Annotated in this window: 14 protein-coding genes and 4 tRNA genes; 3 read left to right on the top strand and 15 right to left on the bottom strand. The window is 66.4% G+C overall.

The genetic code is table 11. The features are described from left to right. Positions 1 to 26 precede the first annotated feature (26 nt). Entirely contained in the window at positions 27 to 989 is a 963-nt protein-coding gene (locus HRL41_RS00485) for an NAD(+)/NADH kinase (RefSeq protein ID WP_172135012.1), read from the bottom strand. Between the two features lie 69 nt (positions 990 to 1,058). On the opposite strand from HRL41_RS00485, the gene murJ reads away from it, so the two are divergent. Continuing rightward, positions 1,059 to 2,999, top strand: a complete 1,941-nt coding sequence (gene murJ, locus HRL41_RS00480; protein WP_172135011.1) for a murein biosynthesis integral membrane protein MurJ — start codon at positions 1,059 to 1,061, stop codon at positions 2,997 to 2,999. A gap of 250 nt (positions 3,000 to 3,249) precedes the next feature. On the opposite strand, the gene map is transcribed toward murJ, so the two are convergent. The 11 genes from map to HRL41_RS00425 all read right to left on the bottom strand — a co-directional run bounded on the left by map (position 3,250) and on the right by HRL41_RS00425 (position 8,567). Continuing rightward, positions 3,250 to 4,023: a type I methionyl aminopeptidase gene (map, locus tag HRL41_RS00475; protein WP_172135010.1), complete on the bottom strand. Its 774-nt coding sequence runs from the start codon at positions 4,021 to 4,023 to the stop codon at positions 3,250 to 3,252. A 150-nt stretch (positions 4,024 to 4,173) separates the two neighbouring features. After that, complete coding sequence (gene rplA / locus HRL41_RS00470) at positions 4,174 to 4,884, bottom strand: 50S ribosomal protein L1 (RefSeq protein ID WP_165171176.1); 711 nt, start codon at positions 4,882 to 4,884, stop codon at positions 4,174 to 4,176. Positions 4,885 to 5,017: 133 nt separating this feature from the next. Then, positions 5,018 to 5,518: a 50S ribosomal protein L11 gene (gene rplK, locus HRL41_RS00465; RefSeq protein WP_165171178.1), complete on the bottom strand. Its 501-nt coding sequence runs from the start codon at positions 5,516 to 5,518 to the stop codon at positions 5,018 to 5,020. A gap of 111 nt (positions 5,519 to 5,629) precedes the next feature. Continuing rightward, positions 5,630 to 6,160 (bottom strand): transcription termination/antitermination protein NusG, encoded by a 531-nt coding sequence (gene nusG, locus HRL41_RS00460; protein WP_165050517.1) that lies wholly within the window; start codon positions 6,158 to 6,160, stop codon positions 5,630 to 5,632. A 4-nt stretch (positions 6,161 to 6,164) separates the two neighbouring features. After that, a complete protein-coding gene (secE, locus tag HRL41_RS00455) occupies positions 6,165 to 6,578 on the bottom strand; it encodes a preprotein translocase subunit SecE (RefSeq protein WP_172135009.1) in 414 nt (137 codons plus the stop codon). An 85-nt stretch (positions 6,579 to 6,663) separates the two neighbouring features. Continuing rightward, a tRNA-Trp gene (locus HRL41_RS00450) sits at positions 6,664 to 6,740 on the bottom strand. A 27-nt stretch (positions 6,741 to 6,767) separates the two neighbouring features. Further along, the gene (gene rpmG / locus HRL41_RS00445) at positions 6,768 to 6,917 is read right to left on the bottom strand and encodes a 50S ribosomal protein L33 (protein WP_022363057.1); all 150 of its coding nucleotides are present in this window, start codon (positions 6,915 to 6,917) and stop codon (positions 6,768 to 6,770) included. Positions 6,918 to 7,032: 115 nt separating this feature from the next. Beyond that, a complete protein-coding gene (gene tuf, locus HRL41_RS00440) occupies positions 7,033 to 8,229 on the bottom strand; it encodes an elongation factor Tu (protein WP_165171182.1) in 1,197 nt (398 codons plus the stop codon). Positions 8,230 to 8,320: 91 nt separating this feature from the next. Continuing rightward, positions 8,321 to 8,397: transfer RNA gene (locus HRL41_RS00435), tRNA-Met, on the bottom strand. Between the two features lie 5 nt (positions 8,398 to 8,402). Continuing rightward, positions 8,403 to 8,478: transfer RNA gene (locus HRL41_RS00430), tRNA-Thr, on the bottom strand. 4 nt (positions 8,479 to 8,482) lie between these two features. Next, positions 8,483 to 8,567: transfer RNA gene (locus HRL41_RS00425), tRNA-Tyr, on the bottom strand. Between the two features lie 410 nt (positions 8,568 to 8,977). Between HRL41_RS00425 and HRL41_RS00420 the strand changes: the two genes are divergently transcribed. Further along, a complete protein-coding gene (locus tag HRL41_RS00420) occupies positions 8,978 to 10,120 on the top strand; it encodes an NlpC/P60 family protein (protein WP_172135008.1) in 1,143 nt (380 codons plus the stop codon). 272 nt (positions 10,121 to 10,392) lie between these two features. Here HRL41_RS00420 and putP read toward each other — a convergent pair whose 3' ends face one another. Beyond that, positions 10,393 to 11,955 carry a sodium/proline symporter PutP gene (putP, locus tag HRL41_RS00415; protein ID WP_172135007.1) on the bottom strand — a complete coding sequence of 521 codons (1,563 nt, stop codon included), beginning with the start codon at positions 11,953 to 11,955 and terminating at the stop codon, positions 10,393 to 10,395. A 187-nt stretch (positions 11,956 to 12,142) separates the two neighbouring features. Here putP and HRL41_RS00410 point away from each other — a divergent pair, with 187 nt between their 5' ends. After that, on the top strand, positions 12,143 to 13,438 hold the full coding sequence (locus HRL41_RS00410; RefSeq protein ID WP_172135006.1) for an aminotransferase class I/II-fold pyridoxal phosphate-dependent enzyme: 1,296 nt from the start codon (positions 12,143 to 12,145) through the stop codon (positions 13,436 to 13,438). A 339-nt stretch (positions 13,439 to 13,777) separates the two neighbouring features. Here HRL41_RS00410 and HRL41_RS00405 read toward each other — a convergent pair whose 3' ends face one another. Both HRL41_RS00405 and dmsD read right to left on the bottom strand, forming a co-directional pair. Continuing rightward, complete coding sequence (locus tag HRL41_RS00405; RefSeq protein WP_253904611.1) at positions 13,778 to 14,668, bottom strand: DmsC/YnfH family molybdoenzyme membrane anchor subunit; 891 nt, start codon at positions 14,666 to 14,668, stop codon at positions 13,778 to 13,780. Positions 14,669 to 14,837: 169 nt separating this feature from the next. Next, positions 14,838 to 15,521 carry a Tat proofreading chaperone DmsD gene (gene dmsD / locus HRL41_RS00400; RefSeq protein ID WP_172135005.1) on the bottom strand — a complete coding sequence of 228 codons (684 nt, stop codon included), beginning with the start codon at positions 15,519 to 15,521 and terminating at the stop codon, positions 14,838 to 14,840. Positions 15,522 to 15,579: the final 58 nt, after the last annotated feature.

Raw genomic sequence — 15,579 nt, 5'->3', positions numbered from 1 at the left:
CGTTCCGCCAGGACGGGCGGAACTGCTTAGAAGAACACTTCGGCGGCGTAGGTGTAGAAGTTCTCGGCGGCCGAGCGCAGAAGCACGGTGGGCTCCTCGCCGCGGCGGGCGTAGACGCGCTTCACGGGCTGGTCGAACGCGAGCATGTCGCCGTCGACGAACAGCGTGGCCTCGCGGTCGGCGTCCTTGCCCTCAAGCGTCACGCACACCACGTCGTTGTCGCTCGTGAGGATCGCGCGCGAGCGCAGCGAGTGCGGCGCGAGCGGCACGGTGACGAGGCCCGTGAACCCCGGCGCCACGAGCGGCCCGCCTGCGGAGAGCGCGTAGGCCGTCGAGCCCGTGGCCGTCGCCACCACCATGCCGTCGCCGCGCATGTGCGCGATGCGGTTGTCGGAGATGTCGAGCGTGAAGTCGATGATGCGCCCCATGGCGCCGCGCGTGATGGCCACCTCGTTGAGCGCGAAGAACGTGCGCGGCGCGGACAAGCCGCCTTCGCCGCCCTCCCCCACGTCCTCGTCGCCCCACGCAGAGGCGGAGGGGGCGCCCCCGGCGTCTTCGCCGCACTCGGCATCCCCTTCGTCGTCGAACGGGTCGCGCTCGCCCTCGCAGACCACGTCGATGCGCAGGTTCGCCCTCCGCTCGACCTTGAGCTCGCCCGCCAGCGCGCGCGACACCATGGCGACCACGCCCTCCTCGCACGCGTTCGCCAGAAAGCCCAGATGCCCGAAGTTGATCCCCAGGATGGGCGTCTGCGTTCCCGCGAGCAGGCGCGCGGTGTGCAGGATGGTGCCGTCGCCGCCGAGCACCACGGCGAGGTCGACGCGCCCCGGCAGCGAGCGGGCGGCCTCGCGGTTGCCCGCGTCGCCGCTGATCTGCCCTGATCCGAGCGTCGTGAAGCCGATCCCCTGCGCCGAGAAGTAAGCGGCGAGCAGAAGCGACGCGTCCGTCGCCTGCGGATTGGAGTTATTGCGTACGATAAGTGCGTGCATGCGGGCCAGCTTCCTCGTTTTGCTATGATTGACTGACCATTATATCCGATGCGCACGAAGGCCGATCTCATGTCCGAAAAGCTCAGCCGAGCTCAACATACGCGCGGTCGGCACGCGCGCATCGAGGATGCCCCCGCGTCCAGCCCCGCGCACGCGCCCTCATCCGCCGAGGCGCCGCGCACGCGCGGCCGCCACGCCGGCGCTGACCGCGATCCCATGCGAAGCACCCCGGCCGGGCAGACGGGCCTCATTCCCGTCATCGGCAGCCATGCGGGCGTCGACCGCACGCAGGAGGTCGCTGCGCCGGGTGAGCCCGAGCCCGCGCACGCGCCTCGGCCAAAGCCCGCGCGACAGCGCGCCGCGCAAGCTGAAGCCGCCGCCGAGACGACGCGCGACCGCGACCCCGAGCCCGCCGCGCCCGAGGTCGGCACGTCGGCGGCTCTCATCAGCATCTGCACCATCATCTCGCGCATCACCGGCTTCGCCCGCACGTGGGCCATGGCCTTCGCGCTCGGCGCCACGTTCGTCTCAAGCTCCTACCAGGTGGCGAACAACCTGCCCAACATGCTCTACGAGCTGGTGATGGGCGGCATGCTCGCCACGGCGTTCCTGCCCGTGTACCTCTCGGTCAAGAAGAAGCTCGGGCGAGGGCCCAGCGAGGAGTACGCCTCCAACCTGCTCACTATCGTGGTGGTGGGGCTCGGCGCCGTCTCGCTTCTGTGCATGCTCTTCCCCGCGCAGGTGATCTACACCCAGACGTTCTACTCGAACCAGGACGAGATGGACCTGTCGGTGTTCCTCTTTCGGTTCTTCGCTATCCAAGTGGTGTTCTACGGGGCGTCGTCCATCGTGTCGGGCCTGCTCAACGCCAACCGCGACTACCTGTGGGGCGCCATCGCGCCGGTGTTCAACAACGTCATCGTGATCGCCACGTTCGTCATGTACGCGTTCGTCGCGCCGAAGAACCCCGAGCTCGCGTTCTACGTGATCGCCATCGGGAACCCGCTCGGCGTGTTCGTGCAGATGGCCATCCAGATCCCCGCCCTCAAGAAGAACGGCATCCGCCTGCGCCCGCGCATCAACCTGCGCGACCCGGCGCTGCGCGAGACGGTGAGCCTCGGCGTGCCCGCGCTGTTCGTCACGGTGTGCTCGTTCGTCACGGTGTCAGTCACCAACGCCGCCTCGTACTGCTTCGCCGACAACGGCCCGTCGGTGATCGCGTACTCGCGCCTGTGGTTCACGTTCCCCTACTCGTTTCTGGCCATCCCCGTGGCGACCACCATGTTCACGGAGCTGTCCGACATGCAGGCCGACGGCAACACGCGCGGCGTGATCCGCGGCATCACGAGCGGCTCGAGCCAGATCTTCTTCCTCATGATCCCGTTCGCGCTCTACCTCGTGGTGTTCTCGGTGCCGCTCGTGACGCTTTACCACATGGGCGCGTTCACCTCCGACAGCATCACGCAGATCGCGGCGTATTTGGCCGTCATGGCGGCGGCGCTGCCGTTCTACGGCGTGAACACCTACCTCCAGATGGTGTTCTCGAGCATCCGGAGGATGACGGCGTTCTCCGTGGTCACGTTCATCGCCTCAGCGCTGCAGGTGGGCGTCGTGATGGCGTCCGCGTGGGGGGTTGAGAGCGGGATGCCGCTGTCGATCGAGTGCATCGCCGGGGGAACCATCGTCGCCTACCTCGTCGGCGACGTGCTGCTGTTCGCCTACCTGCGCCGCCTCTACGGCGCCATGGGGCTCGGCTCCATCGCGCTTTCGTGCGTGCGCGCGCTCGGGCTGGGGCTCGTGGGCGCGGCGGCGGGCGCAGGTGTGCTCGCGCTGCTCGAGGGCTTCGTCGCGCCGCTCGACGGGTCGATCGTCCAGGCGTTCGCCTACATCGTAGTCGCGGGGCTCGTGAGCCTCGTCGTGACCTTCGGGCCCGCCGTGAAGCTGCAGCTCCCCGAGGCGCAGTTCGTCACCAGCATCACCGGCAAGATCGCGCGCAAGCTGCGGCGATAGCGCCGCGCAGGGCGTTCGCCCAGGCCGCGGCCGTATCCCCGGCCTGGGCGAACGCAAGCGCAAAGCCTCTGGCGGCATGCCTCCCGTGTCATCCCGAGCGGAGCGCGAAGCGCGTAGTCGAAGGATCTGGTCGCGAACGGGTTACGCGTGTGGGCACGCCATGCTCGGGGCCAGGTCCTTCGGCTCGCTTCGCTCGCTCAGGATGACACGGGGAGCGTTGCGTGCGAGGTGACGCTCCTGGCGCAGAGCGTCACACGGGGCGGCGGTGACCCTCCTCGGTGGTGAGCACCACGGGGCCGTCCTCGGTGATGGCGACCGTCTTCTCGAAGTGCGCCGAGGGCTTCCCGTCACGCGTGCACACGAGCCAGCCGTCGGGCATCGCGCGCGTCTTGTGCGTGCCCATGTTGATCATCGGCTCGATGGCGATCACCATGCCGGGCTGGAGGCGCATGCCCGTGTGGCGGAACCCGTAGTTGGGGACGTTGGGCTCCTCGTGCATGACACGCCCGACGCCGTGCCCCACGTACTCGCGCACCACGCCGTATCCCGCCGCCTCGGCCACCGCCTGCACCGCATGTCCGATGTCGCCGAGGCGGTTGCCCGGCCGCGCGGCCTCCACGCCGGCCCACATGCACTTCTCCGTCACCTCGAGCAGGCGCGCCTTCTCGGGCGAGACCTTCCCCACGGCAAACGTCCAGGCGTTGTCGCCCACCCAGCCGTCGACCACGGCGCCCGTGTCGATGGAGATGATGTCGCCTTCCCTGAGCACCACCTTCGCCGACGGGATGCCGTGCACGATCTGCTCGTTCACCGACGCGCAGATGGAGCCGGGGAAGCCGCCGTAGCCCTTGAACGCCGGGACGCCGCCCTCGAGGCGGATGAGCGCCTCGGCGAACTCGTCGAGCTCGAGCGTGGTGACGCCCGGGCGCACCATCTTGCCCACCTCGCGCAGCACCTTGGCGGACACGCGGCCCGCCTCCCTCATCGCCTCGATCTCCGACGCGCTCTTTATGACAACGCCCATGCCTAACCCTTCCCATCGACTTTCACGCCGACCCATTATACCTGATCATCTGGCGAAATACCTCCGCGCCCCGCGCACATCCGACCCTCGCCCAAACGCAAAAAAGGCCGCCCCACAAGGAGCGGCCTTCAGATGATGAGAGAGTATCTGCTACTCAGCAGCCTCGAGGTAGTTGCGGGTCACCGCGGAGTCAACGGGCACGCCCGGGCTCATGGTGGAGGCAACCGTGACGGACTTCACGTAGCGACCCTTGGCGGCAGCCGGCTTCATGCGCAGGATCTCGTCGAACACGGCGCCGTAGTTCTCGGCGAGCTGCTCGGCCGTGAAGCTCACCTTGCCGAGCGTCACGTGCGCGATGCCGTAGCGGTCGGCGCGGTACTCCACGCGGCCGCCCTTGAGCTCCTTGATGGCCTTGGCGACGTCGTTGGTCACCGTGCCGAGCTTGGGATTCGGCATGAGGCCGCGGGGGCCGAGGATCTTGCCGAGGCGGCCGACCTTGCCCATCTGGTCGGGCGTGGCCACGGCGGCGTCGAAGTTGAACTCGCCGGCCTGCACCTGGGCGACGAGCTCCTCGGTGCCGACGATGTCAGCGCCCGCCTCCTCGGCGGCACGCGCAGCCTCGCCCTCGGCGAACACGGCGACGCGCACGGTCTTGCCGGAGCCGTTCGGGAGGCTCACGGTGCCGCGCAGCTGCTGGTCAGCCTGGCGGGTGTCGATGCCGAGGCGGAAGTGGCCCTCGACGGTCTCGTCGAAGTTCGCGGTCGCGATCTCCTTGACGAGCTTCATCGCGGCGAGCGGGGAAACGGGCTGCTCGGGGATCTGCTCCATCGCAGCGAGGTACTTCTTGGACTTCTTGGTCATGCTCTGATCCTTTCGTGGTAATGGCGAGCGCTTCTAGCTCTTCCACTTACAACTGACGTGTCATGCGAGCACGTGCTCGCGAACGCCGCTCAAAGCCTCGCAGGGGCCGTGCCGCCTGCGAGCCTGCGGCAGGCTACTCCTCGATCGTCTTGCCCTGCAGCATCGCGGCGACCTTGCGAGACGGAACGTACTTCTTCTTCATCTCGCGGCCCTCGATGCGCACGCCCATGGAGCGGGCCGTGCCGGCGACGATCTCCATGGCGGCCTCGATGGTGTTGGCGTTCAGGTCGGGCATCTTGATCTCGGCGATCTCGCGGAGCTGATCCTCGGTCAGCGTGCCGACGGTCTGCAGCTGCGGGATGCCCGCGCCGCTCTTGATGCCAAGCTTCTCCTTGATGAGCACGGCCGCCGGGGGCGTCTTGCACACGAAGGTGAAGGTCTTGTCCTCGTAGATCGTGATCTCAACGGGGATGATGGTGCCGGACTGGTCCTGCGTCTGGGCGTTGAACGCCTGGCAGAACTGCATGATGTTGACGCCCTGGGCGCCGAGCGCCGGGCCGACCGGCGGTGCGGGGTTCGCGGCACCCGCGGGAATCTGCAACTTGACGAAGCCCGTCTGCTTCTTCTCAGCCATCTGTCACTACCTTTCAGATGTGGTCGAATACTCTCTCTATCACAAAAACCTCGCGCTCGTGAGAAGCCCCGGTCCACGCGGGCACGAACGCGACGTTCAGTGTGTTCAAACTTAGATCTTGGCCACCTGGTCGAACGAAAGCTCAACCGGGGTTTCGCGGCCGAAGATCGAAACCATAACCTTAACCTTGCCGGCTTCGGGGGACACCTCGGAGATCACGCCGTCGAACTCGGCGAGCGGGCCGGAGACCACCTTGACGGGCTGCCCCACCTCAAGGCTCGACGAGGTCTTCTTCGGAGCCTCGTGGCTCGTGCGCTTCATGATCTTGTTGTACTCGTCGCGCGTCAGCGGCGAGGGGTTGCCTTGGCTCCCCACGAATCCCGTGACGCCCGGCGTGTTGCGGACGGCAGCCCAGCTGCGGTCGTCGAGCTCCATGCGCACCAGGACGTAGCCCGGGAACACCTTCTTCTCGCTCTCGACGCGGCGGCCGCCTTCCTTGATCTCCGTGACCACTTCGGTCGGGATCTCGATGCCGAACACGTTGTTTTCGAGGCCCATGGTTTCAATGCGGGTCTCGAGGTTCGTCTTAACCTTGTTCTCATACCCGGAATAGGTATGCAGGACGTACCACTTCTTAGCCATAACGTTAAGCTCCAATGCCAGAGACCAGGACGAGAAGCGGCGTGATGATGGCGTTGTCGAGCAACGCGACGAACACGCCGAAGAACAGGAGGGCCACGACCACGACGCCCGACCAACGCAGGACGTCGGTGCGGGTCGGCCAGGTGACGCGCTTCATCTCGGAGCGGACCTCGCGGAGGAACTTGAAGCGCTTCTTCTTGGGCTTCTTCTCCTCAGCCTTCTTGGCAGAGCCCTTGGGCTCAGGGCTTTTCGCAGCCGCGTCGTCGCTCGTCTTCTTGAAGAGCGACTTCTTGGGAGCCTCCTCGACCGCCGGAGTCGTCTCGACGCTCGGGTTGAGCTCCTCCTGCTCACGCGCAGCCTTGCGCTGCTGACGAGCCGCGGATGCCTTCGCTCTCTGTGTCTTGGACTTCTTCGCCATGAGAATCCTTCTGAAAAAAGTGGTGAAATGATTAATCGTCTAAACGCCAAACAAGCAGCCGTCGGGCTGCTCGTACCAAACAAGCTGGCAGGCCAGGAGGGACTCGAACCCCCAACATGCGGTTTTGGAGACCGCCGCTCTACCAATTGGAGCTACTGGCCTATGCCTGTTTCCTAAAACACCAAACCTCTAGCGAGTTTCCTTGTGCATGGTGTGATGCCCACACCACTTGCAGTACTTCTTGAACTCGATGCGGTCAGGGTTGTTCTGCTTGTTCTTCTTGGTCGTGTAGTTGCGGCGCTTGCACTCGGTGCAGGCCAGGGTGACCAACGTACGCATGAATTCTCCTTTTGCCGTTAAACTCGAGCAAGCTTAGCGCATACACATGAATTCCGAAGAGCAGGGCTTGCGCCTGCGAGCAAGCGCAAGCCCTGCGGTATCAAGCAAGGTTCAGTTACTTGATGATCTTGGTCACGCGGCCGGAGCCAACGGTGCGGCCACCCTCGCGGATAGCGAACTTGAGGCCCTCTTCCATGGCGATCGGGTGGATGAGCTCGCCCGTGATGGTGACGTTGTCACCAGGCATAACCATCTCGGTGCCCTCGGGAAGATGTGCAACGCCGGTGATGTCGGTGGTGCGGAAGTAGAACTGCGGACGATAGCCGTCGAAGAACGGGGTGTGGCGGCCGCCCTCTTCCTTGGTCAGGATGTAGACCTGGCCCTCGAACTCGGTGTGCGGGGTCACGCTGCCGGGCTTGCAGAGAACCTGGCCGCGGACGATCTCCTCGCGCTTGATGCCGCGAAGCAGGCAGCCGATGTTGTCACCAGCCTGGGCCTCGTCGAGCAGCTTGCGGAACATCTCGATGCCGGTGCAGACCGTGTTCTGGGTCTCGCGGATGCCGATGATCTCCAGCGGGTCGTTCACGTGCAGGACGCCGCGCTCCACACGACCGGTGGCAACGGTGCCGCGGCCGGTGATGGTCATGGTGTCCTCGACAGCCATCAGGAACGGCTTGTCGACGTCGCGCTCGGGGGTCGGGATGTGCTCGTCAACGAGATCCATGAGCTCCCAGATCTTCTCCTGCCACTCGGCCTCGCCCTCGAGGGCCTTCAGAGCAGAGCCGCGAACGATCGGGCAGTCCTCGAAGCCGTAGGAGTCGAGCAGCTCGGTGACCTCCATCTCGACGAGCTCGATGAGCTCCTCGTCGTCGACCATGTCGCACTTGTTCAGGAAGACCACGATGTAGGGAACGCCAACCTGGCGGGCGAGCAGGATGTGCTCACGCGTCTGGGCCATGGGGCCGTCGGTGGCGGCGATGACGAGGATCGCACCGTCCATCTGGGCAGCGCCGGTGATCATGTTCTTGACGTAGTCGGCATGGCCGGGGCAGTCAACATGAGCGTAGTGACGCTTGTCGGTCTCGTACTCGATGTGAGCGATGGAGATGGTGATGCCGCGCTCACGCTCCTCGGGAGCCTTGTCGATCTGATCGAAGGCGGTGAAGTCAGCGCGAGCAGTGCCGTGCGCGCCGTCGTTCTCGGACAGGGTCTTGGAGATGGCGGCCGTCAGCGTGGTCTTGCCATGGTCGACATGACCGATCGTGCCGATGTTAACATGCGGCTTGGAACGCTCGAACTTCTCCTTAGCCATGTTTCATCCTCCTTATTAAAAGAGATTCCTTCGCATACGCGAAACAAACAAAATAAACGCGTCCGCAAGGAGCGGACGCGACAGTTCCTCATGGTAGCGGTGACTGGATTTGAACCAGTGACGCCACGGGTATGAACCGTGTGCTCTGACCAACTGAGCTACACCGCCATTAATGGAGCCTGCGACCGGACTTGAACCGGTGACCTCTTCGTTACCAACGAAGTGCTCTACCGACTGAGCTACACAGGCGAAATGGTGGGCGCGCTAGGATTCGAACCTAGGTAAGCATAGCTAACGGGTTTACAGCCCGTCCCCTTTAACCACTCGGGCACACGCCCATTTCGGCACTTAATTCATGTGTATTTATCAAGCTGCCACCCGCCCGTCCAAACGTGCTCCGAACAAGCGAGCGAATGAATAATACGCTACCGGATACCGCCTGTCAACTACTTACACGCCTCCGGGCGTATCCACACATCTCCTCCGCAAATCGCGCGGGACGAGCGGAAAAACCTCCTTCGCATCAGGCATTATACCGAATGGCGCGCACCTGATCCCCCTCTTTATAAGAGTATGGCGCGTGCAATCCCTGAAAAAAGTTCGAGCATAATCAAGCACCTAACGCTAAGCAGCGAGTTATGAAGGCTTTCTCAAGGAAGCATGCGCACGGGCTTCTCGTGTTATGATAGCCAGCATGTTTGCAACGAACGATATTCCACGTGCTCAATCTAGGGAGGTTCACAGACTGATGAGCGAGCATTTCAGCGCCGTAACCAGGCGCACGTTCCTCGGCAGCGCCGCGGTCTTCGGAGCTGCAACCTGCACCTTGGCCCTCAACCCCCTCACCGCCCTCGCCACGCCCACGGCCGCCGAGAAGCAGGCCGAGGCCGCCGCCACGCTCGACAAGATCAACGCCATGCAGACGCAGCTCGACGCCGCGTCTGACGACTACTTCACCGCGCTGGCCGAGCAGGAGGCCGCGCAGGGGAAGATGGACGAGGCGCAGGCGCGCATCGACGAGGCCAGCGGGCAGATCGCCGACCTCCAGGACAAGCTCGGCACGCGTGCGCGCAGCATGTACCGCACCGGCTCGCTGTCCTTCATCGACCTGCTCTTGGGCTCCACCACGTTCCAGGCGTTCACCAACAACTGGGACCTGCTCAACAACATGAACGAGAACGACGCGAACATGGTCCAGCAGACCAAGGACCTGCGCGCCGAGGTCGAGGCCCAGAAGGCCACCTACGCCGAGCAGGAGCGCATCGCCGCCGAGCAGGCCGAGACGGCCCGCCAGGTGAAGGAGGAGGCCGAGGCCACCGTCGCCGAGATGCAGGCCGTCTACAACAGCCTGAGCGCCGAGGCCGCCGAGCTGCTCGAGCAGGAGCGCGAGGCGCAGCGCCGCGCCGAGGAGGCAGCGGCGGCGGCCGTCGTTGCGCAGGCCATCGCGCAGGCCGAGCAGTCGCAGTCGTCGGGCGGCGGCAACTCGGGCGGCGGATCCAACGGCGGCGGCAACTCGGGCGGCGGGTCCAACGGCGGCGGCAGCGTCAGCAACGCCCCTGCCTACGTCCCCGCCGACGCGGGCTCGGTCGTCGGGCGCGCGCAGAGCTACGTGGGCAACGCCCAGTACGTGTGGGGCGCCTGCGCGCCGGGCCAGTTCGACTGCTCGGGCTTCGTGTCCTACTGCCTCACCGGCTCCTACAGCCGCCTGGGCACCACCTACACCTTCCTCGGCTGGCCGCGCGTGAGCGACCCGCAGCCGGGCGACGTGTGCGTGAACTCCGGCCACTGCGGCATCTACGTGGGCAACAACCAGATGATCCATGCCGCCACCGAGGGCGTCGGCGTCATCTACGGCCCCGTGCAGGCCGGCATGGTGTTCGTCCGCTACTAGGACGCCGCCTCAGCTTGGCGCGGCACCGCGCCGCGCTCCCCCTGCGCTCCCCCTGCGCTCCCCGCGCTGCTGAGCTCCGTGCCGCAAGGTCAAGCATCCTGAGATAAGAAGATCCCCGCCGAAGCGGGGATCTTCTTTCATGGGGAAGCACGTTGCGCAGGTTACGTGGACGCCTTCGCGAGGAGCGAGGCCTCAAGGCCCGAACCTGCGACGAGCGCCATGCGGCGGGCAGGACGCCAACAGCGTCGGCCGCGCCATGCGACTGGAATCCGCTAGACGTCGAGCTCCATGTAGGTGTCGAAGTCGTCGAGCACCTCCTGCTTGGGCTCGGGCGTGAGCAGCGACACCACCACGATCACCACGAGCGCGAGCACGAAGCCGGGCAGAAGCTCGTACACGCCGAACCAGCCGCCGAGCGGCTTGACGAACATGTTCCAGACCACCACGGTGCACGCGCCCGTGAGCATGCCGGCCACCGCGCCCTGCATGGTGGTGCGGCGCCAGTACAGCGACAGCAGCATGAGCGGGCCGAACGACGCGCCGAAGCCCGCCCACGCGTACGACACGATGTTGAAGATCGAGGAGTCCTGGTCGAGCGCGAGGAAGCAGCCGAGGATCAGGATGGCCGTCAGCGTGACGCGCGCGGCGATCATGACCTGGGAGTCGGTGGCGTCGCGCTTGAGCAGGCCCTTGAAGATGTTGTTCGCCACAGCCGAGCCCGAGATGAGCAGGTAGGACGACGACGAGCTCATGGCCGCCGCGAAGATGCCCGAGACCACCAGCCCGCAGAAGAACGAGGGCAGGAGCATGCGCGAGAGCACGATGAACACGCTCTCGGCGGAGGCCTGCGTCAGAAACTCGGCGGGGATGACCGCGCGGCCGATGAGCCCGATGCACACCGCGGAGCTCAAGGAGACCACGAGCCAGATCATGGCGATGAGGCGCGACTTCTTGATCTCGCTCGAGTGGCGGATGGACATGAAGCGGATGAGCACCTGGGGCATGCCGAAGTAGCCGAGGCCCCACGCCAGGCCGCTCACGATGGTGACCAGGCCGTACGCGCCCGCCTCAGCGAAGAGCGGCTGGCCGTTCTCGACCACCTGCTTGCCGGCCTCGTCGACGATCGGCACCGCGATCTCCGTCCCCGACAGAAAGCCCGGGATCGACTGCAGGAAGGCCACCGTGTTGTCCACGCCGCCCGCCGCCGTCACGCTGCCGACGAAGATGGTGGCCAGCGCGAAGAACATGAGCGAGCCCTGGATGAGGTCGGTGGTGCACACCGAGAGGTAGCCGCCCAGGAAGGTGTAGAGGAACACGATGATGGCGCCGATGATCATCATGGTGGCGTAGTCCCAGCCGAACAGCGTGGCGAACAGCTTGCCCACCGTCACGAAGCACGAGGCCGTGTAGATGGTGAAGAACAAGATGATGATCAGCGCGGCGATGGTCATGAGGACGTGCTTGCCGTCATGGAAGCGGTTGGAGAAGAAGTCGGGCACCGTGATGGAGTTGTTCGCCTTCTCCGAGTACTTGCGCAGGCGCTTCGCCACGAACTTCCAGTTGAGGTACGTGCCGATGGCCAGGCCGATGGCCGTCCACATGGCGTCCGACGCGCCCGTGAAGTACGCCACGCCCGGCAGGCCCATGAGCAGCCAGCCCGACATGTCCGACGCCTCGGCCGACAGCGCCGTGAGCCACGGCCCGAGGCCGCGCCCGCCCAAGAAGTACTCCTCGCTCGAGGAGTTGGAGCGCTTCGCGTACACAAAGCCGATGCACACCACTACCGCGAAGTAGATGAGCATCGCGAATACTACCCAGACATCGCTCTCAATCATTTCCCTTTAGCTTTCTCCCCTTGCGGCCCCGCACGCGCTTATCTGCGCGTTAAATCTGAAGATGCCCTCGCTGGCGGGGTCTTACCCTATCATGTGACTAAACAGGGGGATTATACTTTATCCGAGTGGAGTGTCTCGCTCTTTCTCGCCCAAGTTACGAATGTTTAACGGTGAAAGGACGCATGCTATGACGCGCTTTGCGGAAATGCCCATCGACCAGCTGCGCGACGAGCTGGCGGCTCAGCAGGAAACGTACGCGGGATTCAAGGCGCGCGGGCTTGCGCTCAACATGGCGCGCGGCAAGCCGACGTCCGACCAGCTCGACCTGTCCATGCCCATGCTCGGGCTCGTCACCTCGGCGGCCGACTGCTTCTCCGAGGACGGCACCGACTGCCGCAACTACGGCGTGCTCGACGGCCTGCCCGAGGCGAAGCGCCTCATGGCCTGCCTGCTCGACGACGAGCCCGCAAACGTCATCGTGTTCGGCAACTCGAGCCTTACGGCGATGTACGACGCGCTGGCACGCTGCCTCGACTTCGGCTGCCTGGGCAGCGCGCCGTGGTGCGCCTGCGACGCCGTCAAGTGGATCTGCCCCGTTCCGGGCTACGACCGCCACTTCGCCATCACGCAGGCGTTCGGCATCGAGATGATCCCCGTCGAGATGAACGAGGACGGGCCCGACATGGACGAGGTCGAGCGCCTCGCAGCCTCAGACGCGCGCGTGAAGGGCATCTGGTGCGTTCCGAAGTACTCCAACCCCGGCGGCGTCACGTACTCTGACGAGGTGGTGCGCCGCCTGGCCTCCATGGAGTGCGCCGCCGAGGACTTCCGCATCTTCTGGGACAACGCCTACGCCGTGCACCACCTCCATGACGAGGCGAGCGAGCAGGACCAGCTGCTCGACATCGCCCGCGCGTGCGCGGAGGCAGGCAACCCCCACCGCTACCTCAAGTTCGCGTCCACCTCGAAGGTGACCATCCCGGGCGCCGGCGTGGCGGCCATGGCGGCCTCGCCGGAGAACATCGCGGAGGCGAAGTCCCACCTCACCGTGCAGATGATCGGGCACGACAAGCTCAACCAGCTGCGCCACGTGAAGTTCCTGCGCGACGGGGACGGCATCGCGGCGCACATGGCGCTCCACGCCGCCATCCTGCGCCCGAAGTTCGCGCTCGTGGCGCGCAAGCTGGAGGAGGGGCTCGGCGAGGCGGGCGTCGCGCGCTGGACGAGCCCGCGCGGCGGCTACTTCGTGAGCTTCGACGGCCCCGAGCACACGGCCGCGCGCATCGTGGCGCTTGCGCGCGAGGCGGGCGTGGTGATGACGGGCGCAGGCGCCACCTGGCCCTACGGGCGCGACCCGCACGACTCCAACATCCGCATCGCCCCCACCCTGCCGCCCGCGGAGGAGCTCGAGGAGGCCATGGACGTGTTCGTGTGCTGCGTGAAGATCGCCGCGCTCGAGCAGCTGATCGCGCAGGCGGAGTAAAGCTGCCAGGAACAGGACTCGCTCGCTCGGGGCTCGGGAGCGGCGAAGCTCATCTGGCGAGCACGGGGTCGCCGCCCCTAGGCGCTCGAGGCTCGGGGCTCGGGGGCGGAGGGGGAGCCCCGTGCTCAAACAGGCTTCGCTTGGTGAAACAGCCCACTGGGCTGTTTCAGTCGCTGCAGAACCTGCGCGCGGGGCACCCCCTCCGCCCCCGAGCCCCCACCTTGAACCTTACAGCGAGATTGCATGTAGGACGCTCCGGCGCCCCCCGCTCGCGCAAGACGCCACACACCCCGTACACGCCTGAGTAACGCCCTGCTGTCCCCTGCCCTGCGAGGCGGGCTACACGCCCAAGCCCACCGTCAGGTGCATCATGTAGAAGGCGAACCGCATCACGAAGATGCCGGCGAGCGCGAGCACGCAGGCCGCCGCGAGGCGCACCGTGGTCGAGCGCCGCGGGTCCGAGCCTGCTCGCAGCGCGCTTGCCGCAACGCCGACGCCCGCCCCTACGAGGACCGCGAACGCGCCGAGCATCGCGAAGTAGCCCGGCACCTGCGACGCCGCCGCGGTCACGTGGTTCTCGATGCCCGCGAGGCCAAGCCCCTGCAGCATGTAGACGCACGCGTTGGCCGCCGCGAGCAGCGCCGCCGCGCACACGAGCGCCCAGCCGAGCCGACCGCGCACCGCGCGATATCCCGCGACGTGCAGGCTGAGCAGCGCGAGCAGGGGCCCGCCCGAAAGCGCGTTCAAGCAGAGCGCCAGCGGCACGTAGGGCGTGCTCCACGCGAGGATGGTGGGGGCGTCATAGGCGAACGCGATGGCGCCCACGAACGCCATGCCCGCCGCGCACACGACCGCGAGCCCCGCGCGGCGCAACCCCGCGCGCTGGCGCTCCGAGAACGCCGTGAGCCAGTACACGCCGGCAAGCCCCAGGAACACCACGCCCGCGAACACCTCGTTCGACAGCGGCGAGCGCCCCACGCCCGCCAGCACGTAGAGCGCGTTGGCAGGGTTGCCCAGATGCGTGGTCGACACCACGAGCCCCGTCAGGGTGACGGCGATGGGAATGCACATGAAGCGGTCGATCGCCACGCGCTCGCGCTCGCCCGCGCACCCCGAGAGGAAGGGCAGGCCCATGAGGATGAGCGCCACCACGCCCGAGGGCGCGAGCGTGGTGAAGAGCACGAGCGTGATCTCGCCGAGCGCCGTGCTCAAGCCGTCCATGCTGTACATAGCCCTCCCCTTTCTCGAAGACGGCGGGAGCGTAGGGGGCACAGCCCGCCGCCGCATGCGCTGCCCGCCGTCGCATGCGCGAGCCGACTAAATCTTCTGCCGCATGCGCTGCCCAGCACCGCCCGACGCTGCCCGCGCACGCGTCACAGCCGTCCCGCCGAGGATCTGCCTAACGGTAGAAGCGCGGGTAGGCCACCTCGAGGCCGCGCGCCTCGCGCACGCCCTCCAGGCTCGCACACGTCAGGCGCGCCAGGCCCTCGTAGAACGGGTGCGCCGCCTCGCGCTCGGCGAGGGAGAGGAAGTGCCCCGCCCAGGTGAGCAGGTGCTCGCGCAGGTACTCGTCGAGCAGCTCGGGGCGGTTGTCGGCGATCCACGTCATGAGCAGCAGCATGAGCCCGATGTGGTCCTCCGGCTCCGCCTTGTCGCCCAGCCGCTCGATGCCGTGCGCGCGCATCCACGCGCGCAGCTCAAGCGTGCTCGCGCCGAACACCACGCACTCGCGGTCGGTGTACACCGAGCCCCATGGCGGCGCGGCCTTCTTCGCCGGCCCCACGAACAGCCGCCGGTACTCCCACACGAGGTCGTCGTCGACGCCGGCGGCAGCGCCGACGCACATGAGCTCGAGCGCTGCGCGCGCCTCCCCCTCGTCGACGAAGGGCCATTCGGCGGCGGCCGCCCGCACGTCGAGCGACGCGAAAGACGCCAGGGCCGCGCAAGCCGCCTTGCCACCGCGGCCGGGGTCGTTCAAGAACAGCGGCCCGAGCGTCTCCCCGAGAAACGCCACCTGCTCCAAGGCGTGCACCGGGGCGTGCTCCGTGGCAGCTTCGCACGTCGCGCCGTTGAGGTCGTTCATGGTTCTCTCTCTCCCTTCGTGCGAGAAACACGCGATCTGATACCCGCCGTCGCGCAAG

The sequence above is a fragment of the Adlercreutzia sp. ZJ473 genome (assembly GCF_013185065.1).
GTDB lineage: Bacteria > Actinomycetota > Coriobacteriia > Coriobacteriales > Eggerthellaceae > CAAEEV01.
This window is presented reverse-complemented; position numbering and strand designations above follow the sequence as displayed.

What these genes read in the sequence shown, in the direction of transcription:
- murJ (WP_172135011.1), top strand. Translation starts at nt 1,059, where the DNA reads ATGTCCGAAAAGCTCAGCCGAGCTCAACATACGCGCGGTCGGCACGCG.
- rplK (WP_165171178.1), bottom strand. Translation starts at nt 5,518, where the DNA reads ATGGCTGAGAAGAAGCAGACGGGCTTCGTCAAGTTGCAGATTCCCGCG.
- nusG (WP_165050517.1), bottom strand. Translation starts at nt 6,160, where the DNA reads ATGGCTAAGAAGTGGTACGTCCTGCATACCTATTCCGGGTATGAGAAC.
- HRL41_RS00405 (WP_253904611.1), bottom strand. Translation starts at nt 14,668, where the DNA reads ATGTACAGCATGGACGGCTTGAGCACGGCGCTCGGCGAGATCACGCTC.
- tuf (WP_165171182.1), bottom strand. Translation starts at nt 8,229, where the DNA reads ATGGCTAAGGAGAAGTTCGAGCGTTCCAAGCCGCATGTTAACATCGGC.
- HRL41_RS00485 (WP_172135012.1), bottom strand. Translation starts at nt 989, where the DNA reads ATGCACGCACTTATCGTACGCAATAACTCCAATCCGCAGGCGACGGAC.
- HRL41_RS00410 (WP_172135006.1), top strand. Translation starts at nt 12,143, where the DNA reads ATGACGCGCTTTGCGGAAATGCCCATCGACCAGCTGCGCGACGAGCTG.
- secE (WP_172135009.1), bottom strand. Translation starts at nt 6,578, where the DNA reads ATGGCGAAGAAGTCCAAGACACAGAGAGCGAAGGCATCCGCGGCTCGT.
- rplA (WP_165171176.1), bottom strand. Translation starts at nt 4,884, where the DNA reads ATGACCAAGAAGTCCAAGAAGTACCTCGCTGCGATGGAGCAGATCCCC.
- HRL41_RS00420 (WP_172135008.1), top strand. Translation starts at nt 8,978, where the DNA reads ATGAGCGAGCATTTCAGCGCCGTAACCAGGCGCACGTTCCTCGGCAGC.
- map (WP_172135010.1), bottom strand. Translation starts at nt 4,023, where the DNA reads ATGGGCGTTGTCATAAAGAGCGCGTCGGAGATCGAGGCGATGAGGGAG.
- rpmG (WP_022363057.1), bottom strand. Translation starts at nt 6,917, where the DNA reads ATGCGTACGTTGGTCACCCTGGCCTGCACCGAGTGCAAGCGCCGCAAC.
- putP (WP_172135007.1), bottom strand. Translation starts at nt 11,955, where the DNA reads ATGATTGAGAGCGATGTCTGGGTAGTATTCGCGATGCTCATCTACTTC.
- dmsD (WP_172135005.1), bottom strand. Translation starts at nt 15,521, where the DNA reads ATGAACGACCTCAACGGCGCGACGTGCGAAGCTGCCACGGAGCACGCC.